The sequence below is a fragment of the Pseudoalteromonas arctica genome, assembly GCF_012927645.1.
GTDB lineage: Bacteria > Pseudomonadota > Gammaproteobacteria > Enterobacterales > Alteromonadaceae > Pseudoalteromonas > Pseudoalteromonas arctica_A.
The window spans coordinates 1-24,413 of sequence record NZ_JABBMT010000038.1 but is presented as its reverse complement, the minus strand read 5'-3'; the positions used below and the strand labels follow the sequence as shown (position 1 = coordinate 24,413).

Genomic DNA, 24,413 nt, shown 5'->3' with positions numbered 1-24,413 from the left:
AAGAACTATATTGCTGTTTACTATCTACTAAGTGGTGATATTTTACAAACCCACCCAGCCAATATTTTTTATTATCAAAATTCAGCCCATAGGTAAATCGAAAACCCTTTATTCACCTTGATAACGCTTAAAAATGAGCGATGTATTAATACCACCAAATGCAAAATTATTACTCATTACATAGTCAGTATGAATTTCTCTACCTTGGCCTGTTATATAGTCAAGTGGCGCACACTGACTATCAACATTGATTAAATTAATCGTTGGCGCAAACCAATTGTCCTTCATCATGTTAATACTAGCCCATGCTTCAATTGCGCCGCAGGCACCTAAAGTATGGCCTAAGTAGCTTTTGAGCGAGCTGATAGGTTTTGCGCCTAATGCGTTAAACGTAGCATGAGATTCTGCAATATCACCGCGATCGGTTGAGGTACCGTGTGCATTTACATAACCAATCTGATCTGCTGACACGTTTGCGTCTTGTAGCGCCATTTCAATGGCCACTTGCATTGTTGCTGATGTAGGTTGCGTGACATGCTGGCCATCAGAATTGCAACCAAAACCAACAACTTCAGCAAGAATCATTGCGCCACGGGCTTTGGCATGCTCATACTCCTCTAAAATAAGCGTCCCAGCCCCTTCCCCTATCACTAAACCATCACGCTCAGTGTCAAAAGGCCTCGGAGTCAATTTAGCTGTATTATTTTTGGTACTGGTGGCATACAAGGTATCAAATACAGCGGCTTCTGTAACACAGAGCTCTTCTGCACCCCCTGCTACCATTATTTTCTGACGGCCAAATTTAATCGCTTCATAGGCATAACCAATCCCTTGTGAGCCTGACGTACATGCAGAGCTTGTGGTGATAACACGACCCTTAATACCAAAAAAAACCCCTACGTTGACAGGTGCAGTATGTGCCATCATTTGAATATAACTTGTTGCTGTAACGCCAACCATAGAACCCGTTTCCATCATTTTTGAAAACGCAATCAAGGGTTGAGTTGAACCTGTTGAGGAGCCAAAAGACACACCAGTAGAGCCATCCGTTAAACTTGGATTATCTAATAAACCGGCCTGCTCTAATGCAAGTTCAGTGGTACGTGTTGACATGATTGCAACGCGCCCCATAGAGCGTACCTGTTTACGTTTGTAGTGCGCAGGTTTTGTAAAATGAGTCACCGGTGCTGCGAGTCGCGTATTTAACTCTGGTAAAAAATCCCAATCAGACATAACTTGTACTGCGTTTTCACCGCGCTGTAACGCTTCTTTAAACACAGGCCATTGATCTCCTAAAGCAGTAATTGCCGACATCCCCGTAACAACAACGCGTTTCATTAAACCATACCACCGTTTACGGAGATCACTTGGCGGGTAATATACGCCGCATCATCACTCATTAAAAAAGCCACAGTACCTGCAACTTCATTCACAGCACCCATACGCTTTAGTGGGATCATTTTAAGCATTTCATCGACAGGTAAATCATTAGTCATTTGCGTATCAATTAAACCAGGAGCAACACAGTTAACGGTAATTTTGCGTTTGGCAAGTTCAAGCGATAATGCTTTAGTTGCGCCAATAATCCCTGCTTTTGCAGCACTGTAATTGACCTGCCCACGGTTACCAGCAATACCCGATACCGACGACATAGTAATAATGCGTCCGCCTTTTCGCCCTTGTACCATTGGCATCACTATTGGGTGCACTACATTGTAGAATCCTTCAAGCCCAGTACGAATAACACTGTCCCAATCTTCCCCTGACATAGCCGGAAAAGCCATATCATTAGTGATCCCTGCATTACATACTACGCCATAATATGCGCCGTGCTCAGCAATATCAGCTTCAATTTGTTGCTTAGCAGCGGCCCTATCACATACGTCGAATTGTAATAGGCTAACATTTTGTCCACATGCCGTAATTTCATCACAGGTTTGTTTTGCACTTTCGAGCCCAGTACGACAATGCACCGCAATGTCGTAACCATCCTCGGCTAAGCGTAATGCGATTGCCTTACCAATACCACGGCTTGACCCTGTTACTAAAATTCGTTTTGTCATTGTTGCTCTCTTATAAATTGCATTGGATCTTGCGGTTGAAACACATTAATTTTAGCTTCACATAATGCTGTGTTATTGTTTTTTATACAGCATTCAAACACACTTAACCCAGAGTCTTCTTGGTATAACTTAGTAACCGTAACGTGTAATACTGAGCCCCTATTAAAAATAGGGGTATGCGTTTTGTATTTACGAGTGCCAATTAAAAAACCTATTTTAACCGCCTCGCCTTTGTCTTGAGCTAAGGCGCCTGCATAAGCAGCAATTGCCTGTGCCATATACTCAGTACCAATATAACTTGGCACACCTTGCAAATCCTCGGCATAAAATACACTGGTTGGCGAAATAGTTACTTCGCAAGTTGCACTGTTTTGCTCATAACAGATAAGCTTATTGAGCAAAATCATAGGCGCACTATGAGGTACGACTTGCTCAATATTATAGTTGTTCATCAATAAGTCCTAGTATTACGCTGACATTATTACCACCAAATGCAAATGAATTGGACAAGCAATATTTTAGAGGTTTTATAAAGGAAGAGGTCAGCAAAGCAATCTCATCAAGAGCAGAGTCTTGTTCACCGTTATTAAAAGGTAACGTAGTCAAGCAGTCATTCTTAATTAAGCTTAACCAACAAATTCCCGCTTCTATCGCGCCCGCAGCGCCAAGGGTATGGCCACTTAAGTGTTTGCTTGAACTCACTGGCGTATTGTTGCCAAATATACGATTAATTGCAAGTGACTCCATTGCATCATTTTGCTCTGTGGCTGTCCCATGAGCGTTAATATAATCAATAGCTTCGGCTGTTAAGTTTGCATCACTTAATGCAGCTCGCATTGCTTGCTCTGCGCCACTGCCATCGGGTGCAGGCGCTGAGATATGATGAGCATCTGAACTTTCTCCCCCACCCATAAATGCAACAGCACTCCCTTGATTGCGTTTTTTGCTCATCACAAATAATGCCGCACCTTCACCAATATTAATGCCACTTCGCGTAAGCGAAAACGGTTGGCAGACAGCATCGCTGATTGATGATAGTGAATCAAAACCATTGACGGTCAACTGACATAAGCTATCAACACCACCACATATCACCACATCCGCAAGATCAGCTAACAATAATGCCCTTGCACTGATCATGGCTTTTGAGCTTGAGCTGCATGCAGTTGAAATACTGTAACATGGACCAGTGGCATTCAATTGCTTGGCAATATAATGCGCTGGAGCAACCAAGGTTTGGTCGTTATAACTGTATTTTTGTGGCCAACGCCCTGCTTGTTTTAGTTGAATACGAGCTCGTTCACCTTCATGAATTGATGCCGTGCTGGTGCCGATCACCACAGCAATACGCTGATCAGCAATATTAAACTGCTCAAGCGTTGGCTTTATTTGCGCAACTGCATCATCAATCAAGCTGTATGTGCGAAGCGTCGCTGATAAAGGCAGTGTTTTAACCATGCCAACATACGTCGCTCGGCCACAAAATGCTAATTCATCTGTTGCCGTTAGTGTATTACTCGGTTGAGAATTTAGACTATCAATAGTCTGCTGATGCCCTATCCCCAAGGCACTCACAATCCCTAAATCATTTAACCAAACCGGCATCACTGCTCAACCCTTTGAAATTGTATTTTATAATTACGCTGAAAATTAATAAGCTGGGTTACAGATCCCGAAAAATTAATCGTGACTAATAGTTGTTCATCATGAGTAATACGTCTCTCACCCACCTTGTCTTGCATAACAGCGCCATGGAGCCTTTTATTTATCTCAGCAACTGGCCAATGTACAAGCATTATGTCAGCTAAGATATAACGCGGATCAACCCCAGCTATAGGCAACATTTTTGTACTTTTGATTGGCGCACCCGGTGGCTTCTCTAAAATAAAAATAGGCATTCCTTGTACCGTCATCACCACTAAATTTATACCCTGGCGATCATCAATAGTTAATTGCGCAAGTAAAGTATGCTGCTGATCTTGATGCGATACGTGTAATACTTGCTGCCAATTATCAATAATTAACTGCTTTGGTGGATCAGCTAACTCAAGCGAGGTATTATCGGCGATCTCAACCCTACTCTGCGGTGTAAATTGTGTACTACATGCAGTTAAAAACATAATAGTGAGTAATACAGCAGCGCGTATTATGACTGACATAATGACACCAACGTGGCAAGTCTACGCTCACTCTGTTTCACAAATGGGTTATCTGTATCCCATGCATATCCAGCTAAGATTGCACTGATCATTTCTTTTACTTGATGATTTTGCTCTGTATAAAAGATGACATCCTGAAAACGTCCGTCATACCATGCACTTACATAGGTTCTAAAACAGTCAACCCCGGCCTGTAAAGGCTTACTGTAGTCAGTAACAAAATCAACATTTTCACCGCGTAGGTGTCTGTCCACTAAAGGCGCGATTAATGAAGCCGATTTAAGCGCTATGGTCACACCCGACGAAAAAACGGGATCTAAAAACTCACCTGCATTACCTAATAAGGCAAAGTTATTACCAACCAAAGATTTTACATTGGCTGAGTAGCCGCTAATACTGCGTGCGTCACCTATCGCCTCTCGTCTGCTAAGCAATTGCGCCAAAAATGGGTCTTGCTCAAGAAAGTCATTTAAACACACAAGCGGCTCGGCATTTTTAGCAAATCGACTCGGCTGCGCAACAACACCAATGCTAGCTGTACCGTCGCTAAAAGGGATCAACCAATACCAGATATCTTTATGGATTGGGTGCACATTAATTAGAATTTTATTGCGGTCGAAACTTTCATCAACAATGCCATCTTTAAAATGACTGAAAAAAGCACTTCGCACAGGGAAGTCTGACGGCTGTTCGAGATCTAATAAACGCGGCAATACACGGCCAAAACCACTGGCGTCTAAAATAAATCGCGCTGTGACTTGATATTCATTTTGTTGCTGATTTTTTACTAGTAGCTGTGCGCCATCAACTAGATTATTGTAGGCGATAACCGTATGCTGATAACGAATTTCAGCGCCTTGTTGCTGAGCAGCATCGGCAAGGCATTTATCAAAATCAGCTCGTTTAACTTGGTAAGTTGTACCAGGCCCTTGGCTAAATTTTTCAGTGAAGTTAATACTGGCATGTTCGCCACTGCGTTGAAACGCAGCGCCATTTTTAAATTGAAAACCCAGTGGCGCGGCATTTTCATGCAGTGAATCAAGTAAGCCGGCTTGCTCTAAATACACCATACATTGTGGTAATAAGCTTTCTCCAATGGAAAAACGTGGGAATGTTTGCTGCTCTAAGACCAGTACCCGCCAACCATGCTTTACTAATAAAGTAGCGGCAACAGCGCCAGATGGGCCAGCTCCTATGATCACCACGTCGTAATGTTGATTTTCCGTATTCACCTATTCTCCTTACTTTTAGGTACGTCTAATGTCAATGGCGCCAAAACAAATATCGCCACAAGGCCAATCATAATTGTTAAACCAAAGCTATAGATTGCTGGAGTGATTGACATCGCTAACATTCCAAACACCCACATGGATGAGGCCGCCGATAAACTGATCGCGATGATATTTTCTCGGCTCAATTGATTTATTTGATAAAAAACAAGGTAATCGATAGACAATGCCATTACCAATAAGCTACCGAGCAAATTAAAAATCGATAAACTCCCCTGCAGCACGCTGCATAAAGATAAAATAATTGCGATGGTAAGCACGAGCACCGCGCTTTGTTTAAATGCGCACTTCATTTTAAAACGCCATGCGAACAAAAAGGCAGCTAATAGGAGGGCGCAGCCTAGGGTAATAAACAGCGAATGACTATAGTGTGTGAGGCCCTCGCTAAGTAGCGCCACTTTATTGTAAATTAGTAGTTGCGGATCGGCAGATGCAAAATCAGCTAAAACACTCATCGGCACATCAGTAACCATAAACCAACTTGCTACAAATTCATCGCCTCTCATCACTTGTTGCTCAACTAAAGGGGCTAAAGGCGATGTCAGTAATGCATCCAGAGTTAACGTTATTGTAGATACGCTGAATGGCTGTCCGGAGATACTTTCTGAGGCAGTGAACACGCCTTGATTCTGCTTTGCTTGCACTAACACGCTATTTCGTTCTTGCATTGCTCTACTGGGTAATAAATCGCTGAGTACATTCAGCTTTGCATCGGGTGAGCGTAACTGAAGTGCTACTTTAAAGCGTGTTAATTGCTCAAGCAGCGCTTGTTCATCATCTGCAAACATGATCATAATTCGACCATTATCTTGCCCTAGTAATGATAAATGAAAAGCTTCATTTTCTATCAGCGCTTGCGGACTTGCATTTAACAAACGAACATCATTATTCAAGCTAACTGGTGTATGTAAATAACAAGCAGTTATCAATCCGATACTAGCTAATATTACATAGCGGCGCAATTGCAGCCAATGTAGTAAGATAACTGATAGCTTATCAGCAATGTTTAATATTGGCGCTGCAATAATGAGCTGATGCTGCCATTGTCGGGTAATGAGCAAGGTACACAGCCATGCACAAAACAGCCCAGCCACAACAAATACACCTACTTGAGCAAGTAATAGCATGGGCGAAAAAAATAAACTCGCATAACCCAGTGAGGTAGTCAGCAAGGATAACAGCAGTGCTAATTTTAAGCCTCGGCTGTAACCTTTTTGCTTGCCACTCGACAGATCCAGCATACCATGAAAAGAATAATCTATGGCAATACCAATAAGTGTAACCGCAAATACTAAAGTGAGAATATGCACCTGTGAAAACACTACAAGTAATACAGCGGCACCGCCGAAAATAGCACTCAGCACAGTCAATGAAGCAAGCCATAGCGCGACACTTGAACGAAACACCCACACAATCATAGTGATCAGCGCCAATAGGCTCAATGTACCAAATAATGTCATTTCATATTTAGCTTGGCTGGCATTGGCACTAGTATGAAATACCGCTCCTGAATAGCGTACCTGTGTTTGTGGAAAATCCACAGCTAATTGCTGTAACTGTTGCTCAATGCTTGTACTAAGTTGCTGGGCTTGCTCAATACCGAATGCATTATCGCTGATCTGTGCAAATAGCAGATAATATTTGGCATCGTGATGAATTGCAGTTAAGCGATTTTCTTCAAGGTTAAAGGTTTGCAGATTTTGCATTTGCTCAGTTAAAAAGCTAGCAAGGCTTAAACTTGCATCGAGGTTGATCGTTGCACTGACAAATGGATCGGCTAACTGGCTAAGCTTTTGGTTATAAAATGTACTGAAGGTGTGTTGATTTTCAAGAGCAGCGAGATATTCTTCACTGAGTAAACGTCCGGCGTAGGGAGCATAAAATTGGCTCAAAGTATCAATTCGCGGTACATTAAAACGCGCAGGCAAACCGTTATCAATAAGCCACTTATTGAGCTTATCATGCACTTGCTTTGCACTTCCCCCGGTAATAGAAAACATCACTTGCTGTTTATTAGCTGCAAAAAAATGCGCTTCAACATTATCAATACGTGTATCCGATTGTGGCATTAAAGCTAAAATATCACTATCTATGTGCGGCTTTTGCAAAGTAATAACCACTGCTAATAACAGCGCTAACCCCGATAACCATGCAAGTGCTCTCAACCAGCGAGCCACTTTAATTTATTTCCGTAGCGTCAGTTGTTGAATAATTCACTGGCGCTGCATATTTAAAATGTATAATCGTGTAGTTGGCATTGTGTTCATTTAAACGCACCTGTTGTACATTACCATCCACCGCACACAGCTGAAAACTGACGAACAACTGGCTCAATAGCTGATCTTTTGGCTGCAACAACGAACAATCTGCTGGTGTGTCATCAGACACCGTAAATTGCTGCTCTAAAGCGCCTAAGTCATGGGTAATTATTGCCTGTAGTAAATTCACAAAAGGGGCCGCTCCTGGTTGTAACACCGCATCGCCTTGAGAGTCATCTACATACACTTGGCCATTTTTAATCAACAAGGTATTGTTTATTGGTTTAGTCACTTGCCATTTTAGTTGTTTGGGTTCAAGCACAAATACGCCACTGGAAATAAAGGGTTTTGCGAAGCCTGCAAAGTATTTTTCTTGACGAAACTCCCCTGCTTTATGGAGCGACGGCTCTGATGCATAAACAAGCGTTGTTAATAAACACGCTACAGAAAATATAAATAATCGTATCATCAGATAACCTTATGCAGTTTTTCACTTATAATTGCTGGAGATACATATTGCAGTTCATGTGTTTGCACATCTACGGCCACCTGCACAGTGGTTGCTTTAGTAAGCTTTTGAGCCGTTTGGCAATCGGTGATCACATAATCAATACGTAGCCGTGTTTCATATTCTTTTAAATAAGCATCTACACGTATTTTTTGCGAGAACACCGCAGAGCCGATATATTTTATCCGCATATCAACAATTGGCCACGCATAGCCAGACTCTTTCATCTGAATATAGTCATAATCAAATAAACGCAGTAACTCACAACGTGCAACTTCAAGATAGCGGGCATAGTTTCCGTGCCATACTACATTCATTGGATCACAATCATGAAAAGGAATGTCAATTTCAACATGAGTGCTAAGCAGCGCACCTTTACTATTCATATAAGCTCCAGCGTTTTCTTTGAATTGCATCAACTGTAAACCTTAGCACACCTTCTAATGGGCGATCTTCATCAAGCACTTCAAAGTAATCGCAAATATCGGTATACATTGCTTGTATGTCTGCTGTTAAACTTGCAAAATCAAGTTCATTTTGAGCAATTCGTAATCGCAGTGCTTGCACGCTCGCAAGTAATGTACTGGCAACCACTTGCTCTGTTAATTGTAAAATACGTAAACAATCGCGGGCTGCGATGGTTCCCATACTCACTTTATCTTGATTATGGCATTCAGTAGAGCGTGAAAATACACTTGCCGGCATAGTTAATTTAAGCGCTTCTGCGGTGTATGCACTAGCGCCAATTTGTACCGCTTTAAAGCCATGATTGATATAACGTCTTTCACTGCTGCTAGCAGATAAGTTTGATGGCAGACCATTGTTGTAACGCGTATCCACTAATGAGGCAATTTGCCTATCGGCTAAATCGGCTAAATTTGCTACGGCAGTTTTCATGCTATCCATTACCATGGCAATATGGCCACCATAAAAATGTCCACCATGTAGAACATGTTCGCCTTCGCCATCAATGATCGGGTTATCATTGGCTGAATTAAGCTCATTCTCAATCATTTGCCTAAACCAAGGTAAGCTATCCTGCACCACACCGATGACATGAGGCGCGCAGCGAACTGAGTAACGATCTTGCAGGCGATCTGCATTACGTGGATGCTCAACATGATTTAAGTCACTACGGATCCAACTCGCTATTTGCTGCTGACCTGGATGTGGCTTAACCGAAAATAAAATATCATCAAAGTGATGACTATTACCTTTTAAGGCTAAACTTGCCAAAGCAGTGATACGGCTGGTTAATTTAGCTAAATAGGCACTGCGGTCATACGCTAAACAAGCAAGGGCTGTCATCACCGCCGTGCCATTCATCACAGCAAGGCCTTCTTTTGGTCTAAGCGTTAACGGTGTTAAACCCAGCTCTTGCATAACAATTAAGCTGTTGCGAATTTCGCCTTTATAAAATACATCGCGTTCACCGACCATTGCTCCTGCAACGTATGACAATGGCGTTAAATCACCACTGGCCCCCACTGAGCCTTCTTGGGGTATAACTGGCACAATATTATGATTTAAATACGCTGTGAGCAGGTTTAGCATATCCCAACTAACGCCTGAATACCCTTGCGATAAAGACGCCAAACGGGCTGCTAAAATTGCCCGCCCCTGCGCCACATTAAATACATCGCCTAAGCCACAACCGTGGAATCGCGTTAAATGCAGCGGTAATTCATCAACCAGTGCCAATGGCACTTTGACTGTAACCGAATCACCATAACCGGTCGTTACACCATAGATCACACCGTCTTCTTTTAATAATTGATCTAAAAAGGCCACTGCGCTGTTAATTTTACGCGCTAAATGTTCGTCACCAGAGAGCGCAACAGCTCCTTGCTCTAAGGCAATATGCACAATATCTTCAATTGTTAAACGTTGATTTCCAAATACTGTAGTAGCGAGATCCGACACCTTACTTCCCCTTCTTTTGGTCACGGATCACAGTGTGATCATTTTGCCAAAAATCATAAAAATTAAACCATTGATATGGATACAAAGCCGTATAATAAGTAAGACGTGCTGCATAATCCGAAATAACTAATTGCAATGCATGTTGCCGTGTTTTACGTGGTAAAACGAGATTGTCTGCGTATTTTTCAAATACAACTCGATAAAACAAGCCTTTTTGTGCGCTTCGCTCTTTTAAACAAAACAAAAAAAATACCGGGCAATCAAGCAATGCGGCTAAAATAAACGGCCCTTGCGAAAAAGGGGCTGGTTTACCTAAAAAGTCACATTCAATAACGCGCCCAGCGCTGGTACTGCTGGTTCTATCTCCCACGATCACCACAATCTCACCTTGCTCGACTTTTTCTTTAAGTAAGATTGCAATATCAGGGCCCAGATCAGTAACCTGGATTAAATTAACGCTCACGGCAGGATTGATACGCTTAATAATTTTATTAAATTCAACCGCATGGTGAGTAAATACCAATACATTAATACGTTTAGTGCTGCGATGTTGGCTCAGCGCACGACACACTTCAAGATTGCCAAGATGAGAGCCAATAAACACCGCGCCTTGGCACTGTTCATCTAATTGCTTATATAAAGTTTCATTTGTGTACACAATATCGGATTGTTTGATGCGACCAAGCCATGCATCAATTTTATCAAATGCGCTATTGGCAAATGACCGAAAGTGGCGAAAACTGTCACGCCAAGATGCGTATTTGTTAATGCCATTATAGTGATTAACTTGTGTTAAAAATTGCAGTGAGGCTATGCGTGTGGTTTTCCCAGTCAGAAATAAATACAGCAAAACAGGAAACAATACTATCCACAAACCTTTGCGCCCAAGTAATCGATAGCTCAACAGCAAAATTTGCATGCCAAGTTGATTACCGCGTTCTTGCATTTTTGACCAATGTTTTACTGTCATTAAAACGCAACCTTACGCAAAAGTAATTTAGGAATACGCACTAACATGCCAAAAAATAACCGAGTGTGTAACCAAGAAATGCCAAGATTATCGTGCAATGCGCGAAAATGAGACACGCCACCTTCAGGGTAGATAACTTGAGTAGGGATAAATGTAACGCGTGCACCTTGCCAATATAAACGCACTAAAATTTCGATATCAAAATCCATCCGCGCGCCTAATGCACGTTTGTTCATTAGTTGCTCTGTTTGTTGCAGTGGATAAACCCTAAAACCACACATAGAGTCAACAATGTCAAAACTCAGGGTTTCAACCCAGACCCAAAAATGGGTGATATAACGGCTTAAATAACGATGTTTTGGCACTGAACTGTCATAAATTGGGCAGCCACTGACGACATTCTCTGGTGTTTTATCGCTGGCAGCAATCAACTTACTAATATCGTGTAAACTATGCTGACCATCGGCATCAACCTGTATTGCATGGCTATAGCCATTTGCAAATGCGTAACGTAAACCCGTTTGTACCGCGCCCCCTTTACCTTGGTTTTCACTGTGGGTAAGTAAGGTCAAAAACGAATAAGTTTGTGCAAGGCTGGTAAATACCTTTTTAGCATCCTCATCACTGCCATCATCGATCATAATAATAGGTAATGATAATTCGCCAAGTTCGCTCAATACTCCTGCAATCGCATGAGTATGATTATAATTAGGTATAACAATACAGTAGCGATTCATAACAGTTGCGATGCAAAAACCAGCCTACCACTTGCATGTTGCCCTTTATCAGAGTGATAACTGAAAATACATTTACCGTTTTCATTGCGCTCAAGTGTAAGGTTAACGGTCATATTCACTGTGGTGACAACCTGAAATTTAAGTACTTCTACATCTTGTACTGTACTTGGAAATGTCAAATACTGCTGCGCAAATTTTACAGCCCAATCTAACTGCACTACTCCGGCTAAAATAGGGGCACCTGGAAAGTGGCCACGAAAATAATCAATATCTTCACTAATGTATAACGCTAAACTGACTTTATCTTCTGAGTGCGATAACACAGTGACATCTGGCTGGGTGTTATTCAGGCTTTGCAAAGTACTGCTCCATGGTTTTTATATGTAACTTAGCTTGGCTATTATAAGGCAGTGCTTGGATATATCGCCATTTTCTAGGTAAACAGACACGCTCAAATCGATTCGATAAAAAATTAACCAACAGCCGATTTGTTGCCAATTTACCCTGTGAATCTAAATGCTGCTGACCTGCCGCACTAAGTACAACTAGCGCACCAATTTGCACACGTTTAGCTGGCACAACCAGTAATTTAGCTTCTTGCACCCATTCATGCTTAATTAATTGCGCTTCTAATTCATCAAGGTTTAGCCGCTTTTCTTCAATTTTTATGGTGCGGTCTAAACGCCCTAATAAGTGAAACTGACCATTGCTAAGCAGCTTTGCAGTGTCATCTAACAGCACATTCTTTTGCTGTAAAATATACGAGTTTAACAACAATCTATCATGCTCATTCAGTGATAATTGATTACCCGAAAATGGCTGCCATGGCGTATTGATTGACGCATCAAGTACTTGACGATAAGCAATACCACCGGTTTCAGTGCTGCCATACACTTGGGTAATAGGTCGTTGAAGCTGCTGATAAAGTGTTTGTGCATGCTGATTATTTAGCGGCCCACCCGATGAAAATAGCCATTGCAGCGAAGCCTTTTGCGTAACTAAAACGTTATCAATACATAACCTAGCTAATTGCGCGGGGCTAGATACTAAAACAGCTTGCGGACACGATTGCAGCTTTTGCGCTATATGCTCTGGGTATTGCAGCTGTGTGCTATCAATTATGTGGCCATTTGCTAAAGGCCATAACAAACGAAACAGTAAACCATAAATATGCTGATGCGATACAGTGGAGATAAAAGTAAGCCGACCTAATAACTCAAAACTTGAACTCAATACCATCAACTCGCGATTAAGCACATGCCATGATTTGACAATCGGTTTTGATTGACCGGACGAGCCCGAGGTATAAAACACCACCATCGCCTCACTAGGCCATGTCAGTGCAGTAGCCGATGGATTTACTACTTGTGGCTGCGTCTCAATATTCAACAGCCCATCAGTAAATACTAAATGGCTATCATCGCCACAAAAAATAGCACTTTGTTGTAAAAAAATCTGCAAGGTTTCTGGTTGACCATTAGGTGGTAAAATAACGGTATGACCGCGGGTTGCCAGTGCAAATAAACGCACTGCAAACTGATACGTGTCAGGATGAAACAGCACCACCTGACTGGCTGGCTTTAACTGCTGTAATTTACTTTGAAAATACTTAACATCAGCGACAAACTCGCTTTGCGTGATCAACTGCTGATCAACAAAAAATGCTGCCTTGTCATCAAATTGTATCGGCCTAACGGGCATTGTTTCTTACCTTTTGTCTAACTAACCACTCGATTGCCATAATAAACCCAATTAGAATATACGCTATCAAACCATTATACAGCGTCCATACCGATAACGATGTGTATAAGCTTGTGTATAGCGCTACACTGGCATTAGCAATAAAAAACCCACACCACACTTTAGTCACTTGCCGCGTATACCAAACGCCTTTACTATCTAACTCTGGCTCACCAATACGCGCAAAACTTTCAATCACGCTAGGGCCAAAACGCAGTGAAAAAGCAAACGTAATGGCCATAACCGTGTTTATAATAACTGGATACAGCCGCAGGCCAATCTCGGTGCTTTGCCATGTTGAGATAGTCAATGCTATCACTGCTAACACACTTGCTGGTATTAGCCACGGCATACGTTTTAGCAATTGACGGCTGACTAACAAACGAACAATAACTAAAGTAATCAATAGTATACTGACATACTTCACAGACGTATATTGCAAACCAAAATACACTATGAATGGGTATAAGGTTAAACAGACTAGCGCCAGTGTAATACTTATTGCCTTTAGCATATTAAAACGCCTAAATAACTAATTTTTCAACTTCAGCAACAACATCTCGCACAGTTCTAACTTGCTTGAACGCGTCAGGATCAATTTTTTTGCCAGTGATTTCACGTAATTTTACCACTAGATCCACGGCATCTATGCTATCTAAATCTAAGTCTTGATAAAGATGCGCATCAAGGTTGATATCATCAGCATCAATCTCAAATTCCTCAACTAATATATTATGTAACACATCGTAAATATCTGCTGCCGTTTTCATACTTATTCCTGCTTCTATAGTGCGTATTAAGATCTATTACTTTCAATAAACTCAGCCAACGCATCGACAGATGCAAAGTGAGCTTTTGTTTGTTCTGAGTTAGCATCAATTTTGACGTTAAATTCTTTTTTTATTGCCAGCCCCAATTCAAGAGCATCGATGCTGTCTAAACCTAAGCCATCAATAAACAAGGGTTGATCATCTTCGATGTCTGCAATTGTCATATCTTCTAAATCTAAGCTGTTAATAATTAATAACTTTATTTTATTTTTTAATTCGCTCATAACGTGTTAGTTCCTCTGAGAAATAGTCTTGTAGTTGACGAGTCAAATACCGTGCTTGCATTGACGGTGGTTCGTCATTTAAATCATTATTATTTTTAAATTCAACTGATGTAAATTTCATCATAAAATGAGCCTGGGTAGTGGCCACTTTATACCACGGCGTGCCTTTAGTAAGGGTACTTGGCCGCATTGTTATCAGTACACAACACATTGATGCTTCGCACCTGAGTACAATATTTGCCGCACCGCGCTTAAATTTTAGCCCGCTATTTGGTTGTGTACGTGTTCCTTCTGGAAAGATAATTAAATTGTTACCTGCAGCTAACGATGCTTGGCACTCAACTAATAACTCTTGCGGATCTTGATTACTAATGTAACCGGTACTTTTTATTACGCCACGCATAAATAGGTTTTTAAATAAATGGGCTTTAACCACACAATCTGCATCTTTAATTACTGAAATTAACACAACCACATCAATCAAAGAGGGATGATTTGCTAACACCAGCTGGCCTTTTAAATTGGCAAAGCGCGCTTTATCTGCAACACTAAAATGGATCACCCCAAGGGTGTGCATTATAGAGACAAACGCTTTAAAACAATAGTGTACCGTTAATCTTGCTTGGTATTTTCGTTTTTCTACAGATGACTCAAAGAGTCTTTGCATGGGTAAAACCAGCAGTGTTAACACCACGCCGCCAAAACCAAATATACTAAAGCACAATCCAGTGGCAAAAATCCGCCAAATATAATTTATTTTTCCAACACAATTAGCCAGCATGAAACGTTAGCATCCATGCACGTTGATTATTAAATAAGGTCGTTTTTGGGGCTTTATTGCATAACGCTATCGCGAATTGAATACTGATAGGCAACAATTCGCTTGGCTCTGTTGTCGGTTCAAAATTAATTGGCTGAAGCGAAAAATAGCCCTCGCCAGATTTTGCTAACCTCAAGGATAATGCAAGACTATGGTCAACCTGTAGCTCATCTGCAAAACACTGATACTCTACTGGTAATGCGCTATCTACATGGCAGAGCATGAGCTGATCACATTGCTTGGTATGTAGACGCGCGTAACTATCAATCAATGCGCTAATGATACTGTCATTACCACAGGCGATCGCATTCATAGGCGCTGTATTGTTATTAAGAATAGAAAAAATGCCCACTGCCGCGTTATGTACACTCAAACCAAACGCTGTGGGTGACAAAGTATCTTGGATACAGATAGCATCAAGCAAGCCTGCCGTTTTTGGAAGGTCACCATGACGAGATGAAAAGTTAATTGCAAGCGGCTGCTCACCTACAACCTTGCGCATACAGTGTAAAGCCATTTTCATAAATGGGCTTAAACGTCTGCGCTGCATCGGTGCAACCCAACTTAAATCTAAATCTTGGTAAGGAAGAGATTCAAGTCCACTAATTTGCTGCTCAGGCGCAATCCATACACTAAAATTATCAACAACAAATTCCACAGGCTAAATGGTCTTATTACTCTAAAAGGCGAGCTATTTTACCTATTACTCTACAAAATGCAAAATTTTGGTGCTTAACCGTAGATAAATTAAGCACCTGTTCATATTTAGAGTAGAATCACTTCTTGCTCGACAAGCTCAGTGGCATGTTGACCAATAATATCATGCTCTTCACGTTCATTGATCAAGGTGACACCCTGCGCCTGTTGCTGCGCACTCAACGGCACATACGGCAGTCTAAATACTGGTTTAACCGCCCCTGTCATCATCAAGGCGGTATTAATTGCAATTGGATTTGGCTCACAGAACAACCAACTGATCAAAGGTTGTAATGACGCGTTCAGCGCATCGCTTTTGCTGTCCATTAATTGACGATACAAACCGGGAATTAAATTAGACGTAACCGAGATCACACCATGTGCTTTATACGTGTGGCGAGCATCGTGTGCTTCGTCATCATTACCAGACCAACACGCAATCCCTTGTTGCTCATAGTGATTAATGCGCTCATTACCACCGCACTCTTTAACACCAATAAAATTTTCGTGTTGTGCTAGCGGTTCAATAATATCAGGGGTTAAATCTTGACCTGTGCGCCCTGCTACGTTGTAAATAAAGGCAGGACCAATTGCTAACACACGCTTAAAGTGCTCTTTAACACCGGCAATCGACGTACGACCATAATATGGGTTAATTTGCAGTGCTGCGTCCATACCGCTGGCAAAGCCATACTCAGTCGCTTTAACGGCTTCGCGGGTATTGTTACTACCAGTGTTACCAACAATCACCAACTTATCTGCATACTTATTAACGCTGTGCGCAATCAGCATTAAATGCTCTTCCCAGTTCATTAACTGGCCTTCACCTGTGGTTCCACCAACCACAATACCATCAACACCGGCGGCGATTTGCTGTTCAACTAAATAATCATAGGTGGCTAAGTCAATTTCACCACTGGCTAAATAAGGCGTTTTAATTGCTGTGATGAGGCTTGCTTGTTTAATTTGTTCTAGGGTGCGCATAAAAAATTAATCTTAAAAAAACTTGCCGTAGTTGTAACATAAAAGCAGGCATTTTCCGAGTGTTGCATAACTAATTAATTAAATTACTTGTGTTGTTGAGGTGCTTAGTCCAAAATAAATAACTGTATAAATAAACAGTATATTTATTTTCTTACCTTGAGTGCACTTTTATGCGTTTATCACGATTTTTAGCAACCCATTTTTATCACAGCGAAGAGCTTTGCCATGCCTTAGCAATCGATGAAGATACTCTTGCAATTTGGCAACAAAATGGGTTGTTTCCAAAGCCCAGTTACTGCATTAAAAATCAGCTTAGTTGTAGCTCTTACTCTGGTTTATATGAATGCGAAGAATACGACGACTTCTATCCAAGAGGATGCGTTAACTGGGGACAAGGCTTAGCAAAGCAAAAAATTGATTCATCCAGTCAAGCCTTCAACTACTTTGCACAGCAATACAGTGCAAGTTTAACGAAGTTAGCTCAACAAGGATTTGAATTTAACGAAGAGCTATTTGGTTGTGAATTAGAAGAACATCTACAACAAGTATGGCAACAATTTTTATGTAGTAAATACGGTGTGCTCACTCAAAATGGCTTAATTGAAGAAATCGCCGCCGTTGATATTGGTCGCTTGGTTGTAGATGATATAACCGAATTACGTACCAAGACCAACCTAACACACACTGAGCGTAGCAAATTACACCCTGCTTTAAAGCTATTAAATCGAGCGCTTAGCCATGGTGCCGAACACGAAAAACAACATACCCTTCGTGCCCGTTATATTGATGCACTGGTGCTTAAATATGATTTGTCGGTTAAGTGAAAAAAAAAGGTTCAGGTTATAGGGGCAAGCATTAACCGTCATAAGCAAACCTACTATTAGTCGGTTTTAAGCCCCTTTCATGCACCCCCCTAATCAAGCTGTCAAAAAATCAAGGAAGAAATTAATCTGAGTATTTTTCAGGCAAAGCCTAAATGATGATAACCACCTACAGATGTAGGTGATTTCTTACTCTTGATGCTCAAACTGCCCGCGATACACTTCAAACACTTTTAATACAGTATGCTGCGCTTGATTAAGTTCATCAAACCACGCATCAAAAATTTCATCATCCTCTTGCTCACTTAATGCCAAATACTGTGCAAGCAACTCAACAATGTCATTATGGGTGCAGCTTAATGGATCAATTTGTTGTGCTAGGACACTATGATCACGACTACGTAATGTCTCCATGACGCCCTGATCTATTTCCTGACTTTGTTCACTGCTATGCTGATGCTGGGCTGATCCACTCATAATAATCTGACTCCTATTCTTGATTACTTATTATTTATAACAGGCTAATTCCCAATAGCTAGTTTTTTTAAATCAACTGCTGTTTTTTTAACTTATTTGTGCGAATAACCACCAAGCAGGCGGCTTTACCAACAACTCAAAAATAGTATTTGCAAATAATCATGAAAGTCTTGAGTTCATTGAAAAGTGCTAAAAACCGCCCAGGATGTCAAATTGTCAAACGCAAAGGACGCGTTTTTGTGATCTGTAAAGACAATCCACGCTTTAAAGCAGTGCAAGGTATGAAAAAGAAAGGAAGAAAATAAACAACTATCATAGACTGTACGCCTTGATATAGGCGTACAGTCTTTAAGGCTAAACTTAAATACAATCTAACATTACTTACCGAACAACAACTCCCAAAACCCTGGTGGCTCATGCAGTTTGTGATATTGCTTACGAAGCCCATCAATGGCTTTTAATGGCTCTTTAGCTGCATCAAGTCCTTGTTCATTTGCTAATCTTTTTGCAAGTTCAGCTTTTATGATCACTTTATCTAAACCTTGCAGTGACTGCTCTGCTTCTTTGTGAAAAGTCGCGGATTTGCTACGTTTAAGCAATGTAATAAACTCATCGATCGCAGTATTAAATTCAGGCAGTTGTGTTGCTTCAACAGTGTGTTTATAGGCAAGCCCCATATTTTTCATATGAGCTTCAAGGTCAAAATCGTCGCTAGCAAATATACTCGGGGCACACAACAGTGCCACAAGGCACAAAAATACTTTCATAATAATCCTAACAGTTACAGCTCAAAAGGTGAATAATCATTATACACCGCAGCAACAATGAATATAACCTTACGACTGAAACTGTACCATTTATAAAGCACATTAATGAAGTTGATTTAGCTGATATTGATTTTGCTCAAAATGGGGGGATATCCACAATATTGACTCCTGTTCAGGGGCGACACTGTTAATGAGGTAAATGCAGTTACTAGACCAGTTTTATAACTTCATATTTTTTAGTTAGTTAAAAAATAGCGCATATGATATGCGCTATTTTGGTGCAAATTATTACGTTGCTTTATCAACCTTTGGTAATACTAAATTAAGCACGATGCCTAAAATAGCGCATAGGCTCACGCCTTGTAAGCTAAATTCGTTGCCACCGATATGCATACCACCAATGCCACACACTAAAATGAGTGCCACAATACTGAGGTTACGTGGAGCCGTTAAGTCTTCTGCACTTTTCACTAACGAATTTAAACCCACCACAGCAATGGAGCCAAATAGCAAAATCATGATCCCACCCATCACAGGTACTGGTATGGTTTGCAAACCAGCGCCCATTTTAGCCACGAACGCTAAAATAATGGCGATAATAGCCGTCCACATCATCACTTTAGGATTAAAGTTACGCGTAAGCATTACTGCGCCGGTGACCTCTGAATAGGTGGTATTAGGTGGCCCGCCGAATATAGACGCTGCAGTAGTAGCTAATCCATCACCAAACAAGGTGCGATGTAAGCCCGGCTTTTTCAAATAATCTTTATTGGTTACTTGGCTAATAGCCATCATATCGCCAATATGTTCAATCGCGGGGGCTATTGCCACTGGCACCATAAATAACACAGCTTGCCATTTAAACTCCGGCCAAGTAAAAACTGGCATTGCAAACCACTGCGCATTAGTGACAGCATCAAATTGCACGATCCCTAAATACAGCGATAAACTGTAACCTGCAATGACCCCAGCTAAGATAGGGATCAGCTTAAATACACCTTTGCCCCATACCGCGAAAATTAGCGTCACTAACAACGAAAATGCTGCCACCCAAATAGCGTGTTGATACGCAATCAACTGAATTGAACCATCGCCGCTTTTACCCATTGCCATATTAACTGCAACAGGTGCCAATGCTAAACCAATTACCATGATCACCGGACCGACCACAACTGGTGGTAATATTTTATGCAGGGTAGCCACACCTTTTAGTTTCACTAATACACTTAACAACATATAAGCCCCGCCAGCGGCCATTAAGCCCCCCATTGTGGCAGGCACACCCCACAATTGTACGCAGGCAATAATAGGGGCAATAAACGCAAATGATGAAGCTAAAAATATCGGCACCTGACCTTTAGTTACCAAATGAAACAGTAAAGTACCAATACCGGCCGTAAAAAGTGCTACATTCGGATCAAGTCCAGTTAATAAAGGAACTAATACTAAGGCACCAAAGGCGACAAATAACATTTGCGCCCCAGTTAAAATTGTTTTGATTGAAAAGGTAGAGTTATCCACTGTTAGACAGTACCAAAAATTTTATCGCCAGCATCACCAAGACCAGGAATTATATAGCCTTTCTTATTTAAGTGACTGTCTAATGATGCGGTAAAAATCTCTACATCAGGATGAGCTGCAAGGGTTTTTTCAACCCCTTCAGGTGCGGCAACCAATACAATTACCTTAATTTCTTTACAACCGGCTTTTTTAAGCATATCGATAGTCGCGATCATCGAGCCACCAGTTGCGAGCATTGGATCAATAACGAGGCTCAAGCGCTCATCTATTTTACCAACTAACTTTTCAAAGTAAGGAATTGGTTCTAGTGTTTCTTCATTACGTTGCAGGCCCACAACACTGACTTTTGCAGCAGGCAGTAACTGCATAACACCATCCATCATGCCAAGGCCAGCACGTAAAATTGGCACAACCGTAATTTTTTTACCTTTGATGTGCTCAACATCTAACTGATCACCATCCCAACTAGTGATTGTTACTTTTTCAAGAGGCAAATTTTTAGTCGCTTCATAGGTTAGTAATGTACCCACTTCAGACGAAAGCTCACGGAAACTCTTAGTACTAATGCCATATTCTCGCATCAGGCCAAGTTTATGTTGGACAAGTGGGTGGTTAATTATATGAATAGTCATAATAGCGCCTAAAAGAAAAATAAATTGCGCTTATTTTAGCTTAAAAAATTCCATCAGACTTTAAAAAAGCATGATCAGTGCAATAAAAAAATCATTTCACGTTCCTAATACAGTGCTTCATCTCATTTAGTCAGATAATTGTCATTCTCCAACGCAATTACTATACAATGAAAGATTTAACAGGAATAAATTTGAATTTAATAAGTGTATAATGACTCTTTTAAATTGTTGGTGATAGTGTTGATGGAATTTGATTTAGCAAGTATTACAGGTCGGTCTCCTTTGGTTGAGTATCCTTGGCGAAATGAAATTGATAGGCTACTCAATTGGTTGCAAGACAAAGAGCCAAGTGTAAAGGCTTTTTGTTTTGATGTAGTAATGTCCGCTGCTTACATTGACGCAACATCAGGCATAGAAAAATCAATCGAAGGGTGTGAAAATACGCCTAGTCGCTTTAATTCTCACCTTGGTTTTATCAATCTATGTTCTCCTTGCTATACGTCAAAAGGTGTTTGGTCATACCAAAAAGCGGTCAAGCCACAATCGGGGGCTTTGGGGAAACTAAGCAGTGAAGTTATTCTTAGGTTCATCGAAAAGTTATCAACCCAACTAAATGATGTGATTGCTGTTGGTGGAACCGAGGCTGCTGATGCTGTTCTATATCATCAAGATGGCACTGCAATTCTTGCTGAAGTAAAATCAGCGCCTTTGTTAACTTATCCATTTTTGTTTAGTGCTCCAAATTCTTGTCTTCAAGGTGAGCACGAAAAGTTAGTGATTACCAATTCTCAGTTAAGGGAGTGTGATTCTGGAATGTATTTCCACAATGTTGGAGTTATCAATCTTGGTAAAGTGGGGAGTCCACTTTGGCCTTTTAAACCAATAGTAGATTTTTTGACACAAGAAAATAATGAACACTTTATAAAAGAGTGCGTTCAAGAGTGGACTGCTGCAAGGACTGCTTACACTATAAAAGATAGAACCAATAAAATGTATTATCTAGCTAATGCGTGTGGCTCACCACCAAAGATTGCAAAGGATAGAGATGGTTGGCCCCGAAAAGAGTCAATAAGTGATAGTAAAACAAGTGCTGGATTGGATAGAACAGACGACATTAAAAAAGGAATATATCAGTCTATAAAAATCGGAACGAGCATAAAAAATAGTCCTGATATAAAGACAGCAATAGTTTCTAACCTTCCAGCCTATAGGCATGGAGATGACTATGTATCACCATTTATAAATATGCTATGGGGACTTGGCGAAGATCTCGTGGAACTCAATGGCTATAATGCAATTATTGAGAAAGACTTACGCAGAGTATTCGACTTTATTATTACCCTTGAGCAACCAGTTTTGAGAAATACGATTTTATGACATTACCTAATCACGAAACCAGAGAGTATAAGGGGATTGTTCTTGAGAGAATGCAGCACTTACCTCCTGGTGGGAAAATGGGAGACTTACCAGAATGGTTACAACATGAAAGCTTTATTCGCAAAGGAGAAAAGAAAACTGGTGGACCAAATATGAGGTTATTGAGGTTAGAGAAAGATAAACCCTCTCTAACCGTTACTGCTTACATTTTCAATAAATTTGTTCATCCAGTTGAAGATAGATATATAACTCCTAGAGAGGCAGCTGTTCTTCAAGACTTTCCTCTTGATTATGAGTTTAAGGGTACTTTAGGGCAAGTTCAGAAACAAATAGGCAATGCAGTACCTGTTGGTCTAGCGAAAGAATTAGCGAAAGAAGTGGCAAAATATTTTGAGCGACTGAATCGGAGCGGAACCTTAAAAATTGCATCCTATTTTACTGGGGCTGGAGGATTAGATTTGGGTTTTGAGCTTGCTTCTGATGCCTTGGTTAAGTTTGAAACTTGCTTTTCTACAGACATTGAAAAATGGGCTGAATCAACCGTTAAACATAATAGACCAGAGTGGAACTTTTATCGGGAAGATATTACAAAATTAGAACCTAAGATAGTTAAGGAGGTAATGGGATGCACACCAGATATAATTATCGGAGGACCACCTTGTCAACCATTTAGTGTTGCTGGAAAACAAAAAGCTACGAATGATCCTCTAGGTATACTCTATCGTGATTATATTAAGCAAGTTGATAGTCTAAAACCTGAAATTGTTGTAATGGAGAACGTTTATGGCTTGGCTCAAGTTAAAAGCGCAAATATGATCGAAGAAATATATAAGTCTTTTGAAGATATAGGTTATGAGGTTACGCATAGAGAGTTGATGGCTGCGGATTATGGTGTGCCTCAAAAAAGACGAAGATTATTTTTTGTTGCCGCTAAGAATTTACACTACTTTCAATACCCACAGCCTACACATTGTGCGACAGAAAATTTATTGGATTTACCATTATATAAAGGTGCAGGAGAAGAAATAATGAAACTTCCTAAAGCATCTTTAAGATAGAGAAAAAATCCATTAATCAAAGTAAGTGAACTTATATATTTACTTTATTACAGGTGAGTAAAAAGTAAAAACACTGTTATTGGACAGTGTTTGACTCTTATAAAATAGCACTTGACCAACCAAATAAAAATCATTGTCATTTTTGACAACACATTCAGCAGAAACTAATCTTTTAATACTTTTTGAAAATTGATGTTCGCTGCTAAACCGTAAGCGTCTAGCAAAATGCACCTGCCAGTAACTCGTCAAAATGATTAAGCTATTTCCGAATTTCAATGAGGGGATAGCCATGAGAAAAATGCGTAGCCTTGAACAATGGCGCAGTATTATCGAAGAACAACAAGCCAGCGATTTAACTATTACTGAGTTTTGCCAGCAACATGCCTTATCTAAAACAAGCTTTTATGCGGCACGAAGTAAGCTTAATGCCTCCTCTTGATCACATCTCCTGTTGTTGCGCTTGCATGAATCGAGCGCCTTCTAGCAGTTGGCTCAGTGAAAACCAACCTTTCCATAAAGCTTCCCAACCAACAACACCTGTTTGCTTGCTGTTGTGCCA

Annotated in this window: 29 protein-coding genes; 5 read left to right on the top strand and 24 right to left on the bottom strand. The window is 40.7% G+C overall.

Annotated elements, in window-relative coordinates; genetic code table 11:
* Window positions 1-108: 108 nt before the first annotated feature.
* From HHO47_RS16790 to dapA, 20 genes are all read right to left on the bottom strand, one after another.
* Complete coding sequence (locus HHO47_RS16790) at window positions 109-1,338, bottom strand: beta-ketoacyl-ACP synthase (RefSeq protein WP_169021338.1); 1,230 nt, start codon at window positions 1,336-1,338, stop codon at window positions 109-111.
* The gene (fabG, locus tag HHO47_RS16785; protein WP_169021337.1) at window positions 1,338-2,063 is read right to left on the bottom strand and encodes a 3-oxoacyl-ACP reductase FabG; all 726 of its coding nucleotides are present in this window, start codon (window positions 2,061-2,063) and stop codon (window positions 1,338-1,340) included. The genes HHO47_RS16790 and fabG overlap by 1 nt, the downstream gene beginning before the upstream one ends.
* Window positions 2,060-2,515 (bottom strand): 3-hydroxylacyl-ACP dehydratase, encoded by a 456-nt coding sequence (locus tag HHO47_RS16780; RefSeq protein ID WP_169021336.1) that lies wholly within the window; start codon window positions 2,513-2,515, stop codon window positions 2,060-2,062. Before HHO47_RS16780 ends, fabG begins: the two co-directional genes overlap by 4 nt.
* Window positions 2,502-3,668, bottom strand: coding sequence for a beta-ketoacyl-ACP synthase (locus HHO47_RS16775; protein ID WP_169021335.1), 1,167 nt, complete (start codon window positions 3,666-3,668; stop codon window positions 2,502-2,504). The genes HHO47_RS16780 and HHO47_RS16775 overlap by 14 nt, the downstream gene beginning before the upstream one ends.
* Window positions 3,668-4,222, bottom strand: a complete 555-nt coding sequence (locus HHO47_RS16770; protein ID WP_169021334.1) for a DUF3261 domain-containing protein — start codon at window positions 4,220-4,222, stop codon at window positions 3,668-3,670. The genes HHO47_RS16775 and HHO47_RS16770 overlap by 1 nt, the downstream gene beginning before the upstream one ends.
* Window positions 4,210-5,454 carry a tryptophan 7-halogenase gene (locus HHO47_RS16765; RefSeq protein ID WP_169021333.1) on the bottom strand — a complete coding sequence of 415 codons (1,245 nt, stop codon included), beginning with the start codon at window positions 5,452-5,454 and terminating at the stop codon, window positions 4,210-4,212. The genes HHO47_RS16770 and HHO47_RS16765 overlap by 13 nt, the downstream gene beginning before the upstream one ends.
* The gene (locus HHO47_RS16760; RefSeq protein ID WP_169021332.1) at window positions 5,451-7,688 is read right to left on the bottom strand and encodes a transporter; all 2,238 of its coding nucleotides are present in this window, start codon (window positions 7,686-7,688) and stop codon (window positions 5,451-5,453) included. The genes HHO47_RS16765 and HHO47_RS16760 overlap by 4 nt, the downstream gene beginning before the upstream one ends.
* Window position 7,689: 1 nt before the next feature.
* Window positions 7,690-8,238 (bottom strand): LolA family protein, encoded by a 549-nt coding sequence (locus HHO47_RS16755; protein ID WP_169021331.1) that lies wholly within the window; start codon window positions 8,236-8,238, stop codon window positions 7,690-7,692.
* The gene (locus HHO47_RS16750) at window positions 8,238-8,663 is read right to left on the bottom strand and encodes an acyl-CoA thioesterase (protein WP_169021330.1); all 426 of its coding nucleotides are present in this window, start codon (window positions 8,661-8,663) and stop codon (window positions 8,238-8,240) included. Before HHO47_RS16750 ends, HHO47_RS16755 begins: the two co-directional genes overlap by 1 nt.
* Window positions 8,656-10,200 carry an aromatic amino acid lyase gene (locus HHO47_RS16745; RefSeq protein WP_169021329.1) on the bottom strand — a complete coding sequence of 515 codons (1,545 nt, stop codon included), beginning with the start codon at window positions 10,198-10,200 and terminating at the stop codon, window positions 8,656-8,658. The genes HHO47_RS16750 and HHO47_RS16745 overlap by 8 nt, the downstream gene beginning before the upstream one ends.
* A gap of 1 nt (window position 10,201) precedes the next feature.
* Window positions 10,202-11,170 (bottom strand): acyltransferase, encoded by a 969-nt coding sequence (locus HHO47_RS16740; protein ID WP_169021328.1) that lies wholly within the window; start codon window positions 11,168-11,170, stop codon window positions 10,202-10,204.
* Window positions 11,170-11,907 (bottom strand): glycosyltransferase family 2 protein, encoded by a 738-nt coding sequence (locus tag HHO47_RS16735; protein ID WP_169021327.1) that lies wholly within the window; start codon window positions 11,905-11,907, stop codon window positions 11,170-11,172. The genes HHO47_RS16740 and HHO47_RS16735 overlap by 1 nt, the downstream gene beginning before the upstream one ends.
* Window positions 11,904-12,266: a thioester dehydrase gene (locus HHO47_RS16730; protein ID WP_169021326.1), complete on the bottom strand. Its 363-nt coding sequence runs from the start codon at window positions 12,264-12,266 to the stop codon at window positions 11,904-11,906. The genes HHO47_RS16735 and HHO47_RS16730 overlap by 4 nt, the downstream gene beginning before the upstream one ends.
* Window positions 12,250-13,608, bottom strand: a complete 1,359-nt coding sequence (locus HHO47_RS16725; RefSeq protein WP_169021325.1) for an AMP-binding protein — start codon at window positions 13,606-13,608, stop codon at window positions 12,250-12,252. Before HHO47_RS16725 ends, HHO47_RS16730 begins: the two co-directional genes overlap by 17 nt.
* Window positions 13,598-14,161 carry a hypothetical protein gene (locus tag HHO47_RS16720; protein WP_169021324.1) on the bottom strand — a complete coding sequence of 188 codons (564 nt, stop codon included), beginning with the start codon at window positions 14,159-14,161 and terminating at the stop codon, window positions 13,598-13,600. Before HHO47_RS16720 ends, HHO47_RS16725 begins: the two co-directional genes overlap by 11 nt.
* Before the next feature lie 10 nt (window positions 14,162-14,171).
* A complete protein-coding gene (locus HHO47_RS16715; protein ID WP_064665047.1) occupies window positions 14,172-14,417 on the bottom strand; it encodes an acyl carrier protein in 246 nt (81 codons plus the stop codon).
* Window positions 14,418-14,443: 26 nt separating this feature from the next.
* On the bottom strand, window positions 14,444-14,701 hold the full coding sequence (locus HHO47_RS16710) for a phosphopantetheine-binding protein (protein WP_169021323.1): 258 nt from the start codon (window positions 14,699-14,701) through the stop codon (window positions 14,444-14,446).
* The gene (locus HHO47_RS16705) at window positions 14,682-15,482 is read right to left on the bottom strand and encodes a lysophospholipid acyltransferase family protein (protein WP_169021322.1); all 801 of its coding nucleotides are present in this window, start codon (window positions 15,480-15,482) and stop codon (window positions 14,682-14,684) included. The genes HHO47_RS16710 and HHO47_RS16705 overlap by 20 nt, the downstream gene beginning before the upstream one ends.
* Window positions 15,472-16,179, bottom strand: coding sequence for a beta-ketoacyl synthase chain length factor (locus tag HHO47_RS16700; RefSeq protein WP_169021321.1), 708 nt, complete (start codon window positions 16,177-16,179; stop codon window positions 15,472-15,474). The genes HHO47_RS16705 and HHO47_RS16700 overlap by 11 nt, the downstream gene beginning before the upstream one ends.
* 107 nt (window positions 16,180-16,286) lie before the next feature.
* A complete protein-coding gene (gene dapA, locus HHO47_RS16695) occupies window positions 16,287-17,201 on the bottom strand; it encodes a 4-hydroxy-tetrahydrodipicolinate synthase (RefSeq protein WP_169021320.1) in 915 nt (304 codons plus the stop codon).
* Window positions 17,202-17,371: 170 nt separating this feature from the next.
* On the opposite strand from dapA, the gene HHO47_RS16690 reads away from it, so the two are divergent.
* The gene (locus HHO47_RS16690) at window positions 17,372-18,025 is read left to right on the top strand and encodes a DUF6058 family natural product biosynthesis protein (protein ID WP_169021319.1); all 654 of its coding nucleotides are present in this window, start codon (window positions 17,372-17,374) and stop codon (window positions 18,023-18,025) included.
* Window positions 18,026-18,211: 186 nt separating this feature from the next.
* Here HHO47_RS16690 and HHO47_RS16685 read toward each other — a convergent pair whose 3' ends face one another.
* Window positions 18,212-18,499: a hypothetical protein gene (locus HHO47_RS16685; RefSeq protein WP_169021318.1), complete on the bottom strand. Its 288-nt coding sequence runs from the start codon at window positions 18,497-18,499 to the stop codon at window positions 18,212-18,214.
* Window positions 18,500-18,660: 161 nt separating this feature from the next.
* Here HHO47_RS16685 and ykgO point away from each other — a divergent pair, with 161 nt between their 5' ends.
* On the top strand, window positions 18,661-18,804 hold the full coding sequence (ykgO, locus tag HHO47_RS16680; protein WP_149980141.1) for a type B 50S ribosomal protein L36: 144 nt from the start codon (window positions 18,661-18,663) through the stop codon (window positions 18,802-18,804).
* Window positions 18,805-18,876: 72 nt separating this feature from the next.
* Here the strand turns inward: ykgO and HHO47_RS16675 are convergent, their stop codons facing one another.
* From HHO47_RS16675 to upp, 3 genes are all read right to left on the bottom strand, one after another.
* Entirely contained in the window at window positions 18,877-19,266 is a 390-nt protein-coding gene (locus HHO47_RS16675) for a cytochrome b562 (RefSeq protein WP_169021317.1), read from the bottom strand.
* Between the two features lie 288 nt (window positions 19,267-19,554).
* The gene (locus HHO47_RS16670; protein ID WP_169021316.1) at window positions 19,555-20,787 is read right to left on the bottom strand and encodes a solute carrier family 23 protein; all 1,233 of its coding nucleotides are present in this window, start codon (window positions 20,785-20,787) and stop codon (window positions 19,555-19,557) included.
* Between the two features lie 2 nt (window positions 20,788-20,789).
* On the bottom strand, window positions 20,790-21,419 hold the full coding sequence (gene upp, locus HHO47_RS16665; RefSeq protein WP_169021315.1) for a uracil phosphoribosyltransferase: 630 nt from the start codon (window positions 21,417-21,419) through the stop codon (window positions 20,790-20,792).
* A gap of 243 nt (window positions 21,420-21,662) precedes the next feature.
* On the opposite strand from upp, the gene HHO47_RS16660 reads away from it, so the two are divergent.
* From HHO47_RS16660 to tnpA, 3 genes are all read left to right on the top strand, one after another.
* Window positions 21,663-22,796: a hypothetical protein gene (locus HHO47_RS16660; RefSeq protein WP_169021314.1), complete on the top strand. Its 1,134-nt coding sequence runs from the start codon at window positions 21,663-21,665 to the stop codon at window positions 22,794-22,796.
* Window positions 22,793-23,854 carry a DNA (cytosine-5-)-methyltransferase gene (dcm, locus tag HHO47_RS16655; protein ID WP_169021313.1) on the top strand — a complete coding sequence of 354 codons (1,062 nt, stop codon included), beginning with the start codon at window positions 22,793-22,795 and terminating at the stop codon, window positions 23,852-23,854. Before HHO47_RS16660 ends, dcm begins: the two co-directional genes overlap by 4 nt.
* A gap of 289 nt (window positions 23,855-24,143) precedes the next feature.
* Window positions 24,144-24,293: an IS66 family insertion sequence element accessory protein TnpA gene (gene tnpA / locus HHO47_RS16650; RefSeq protein ID WP_248291031.1), complete on the top strand. Its 150-nt coding sequence runs from the start codon at window positions 24,144-24,146 to the stop codon at window positions 24,291-24,293.
* The last annotated feature ends 120 nt before the right edge of the window (window positions 24,294-24,413 follow it).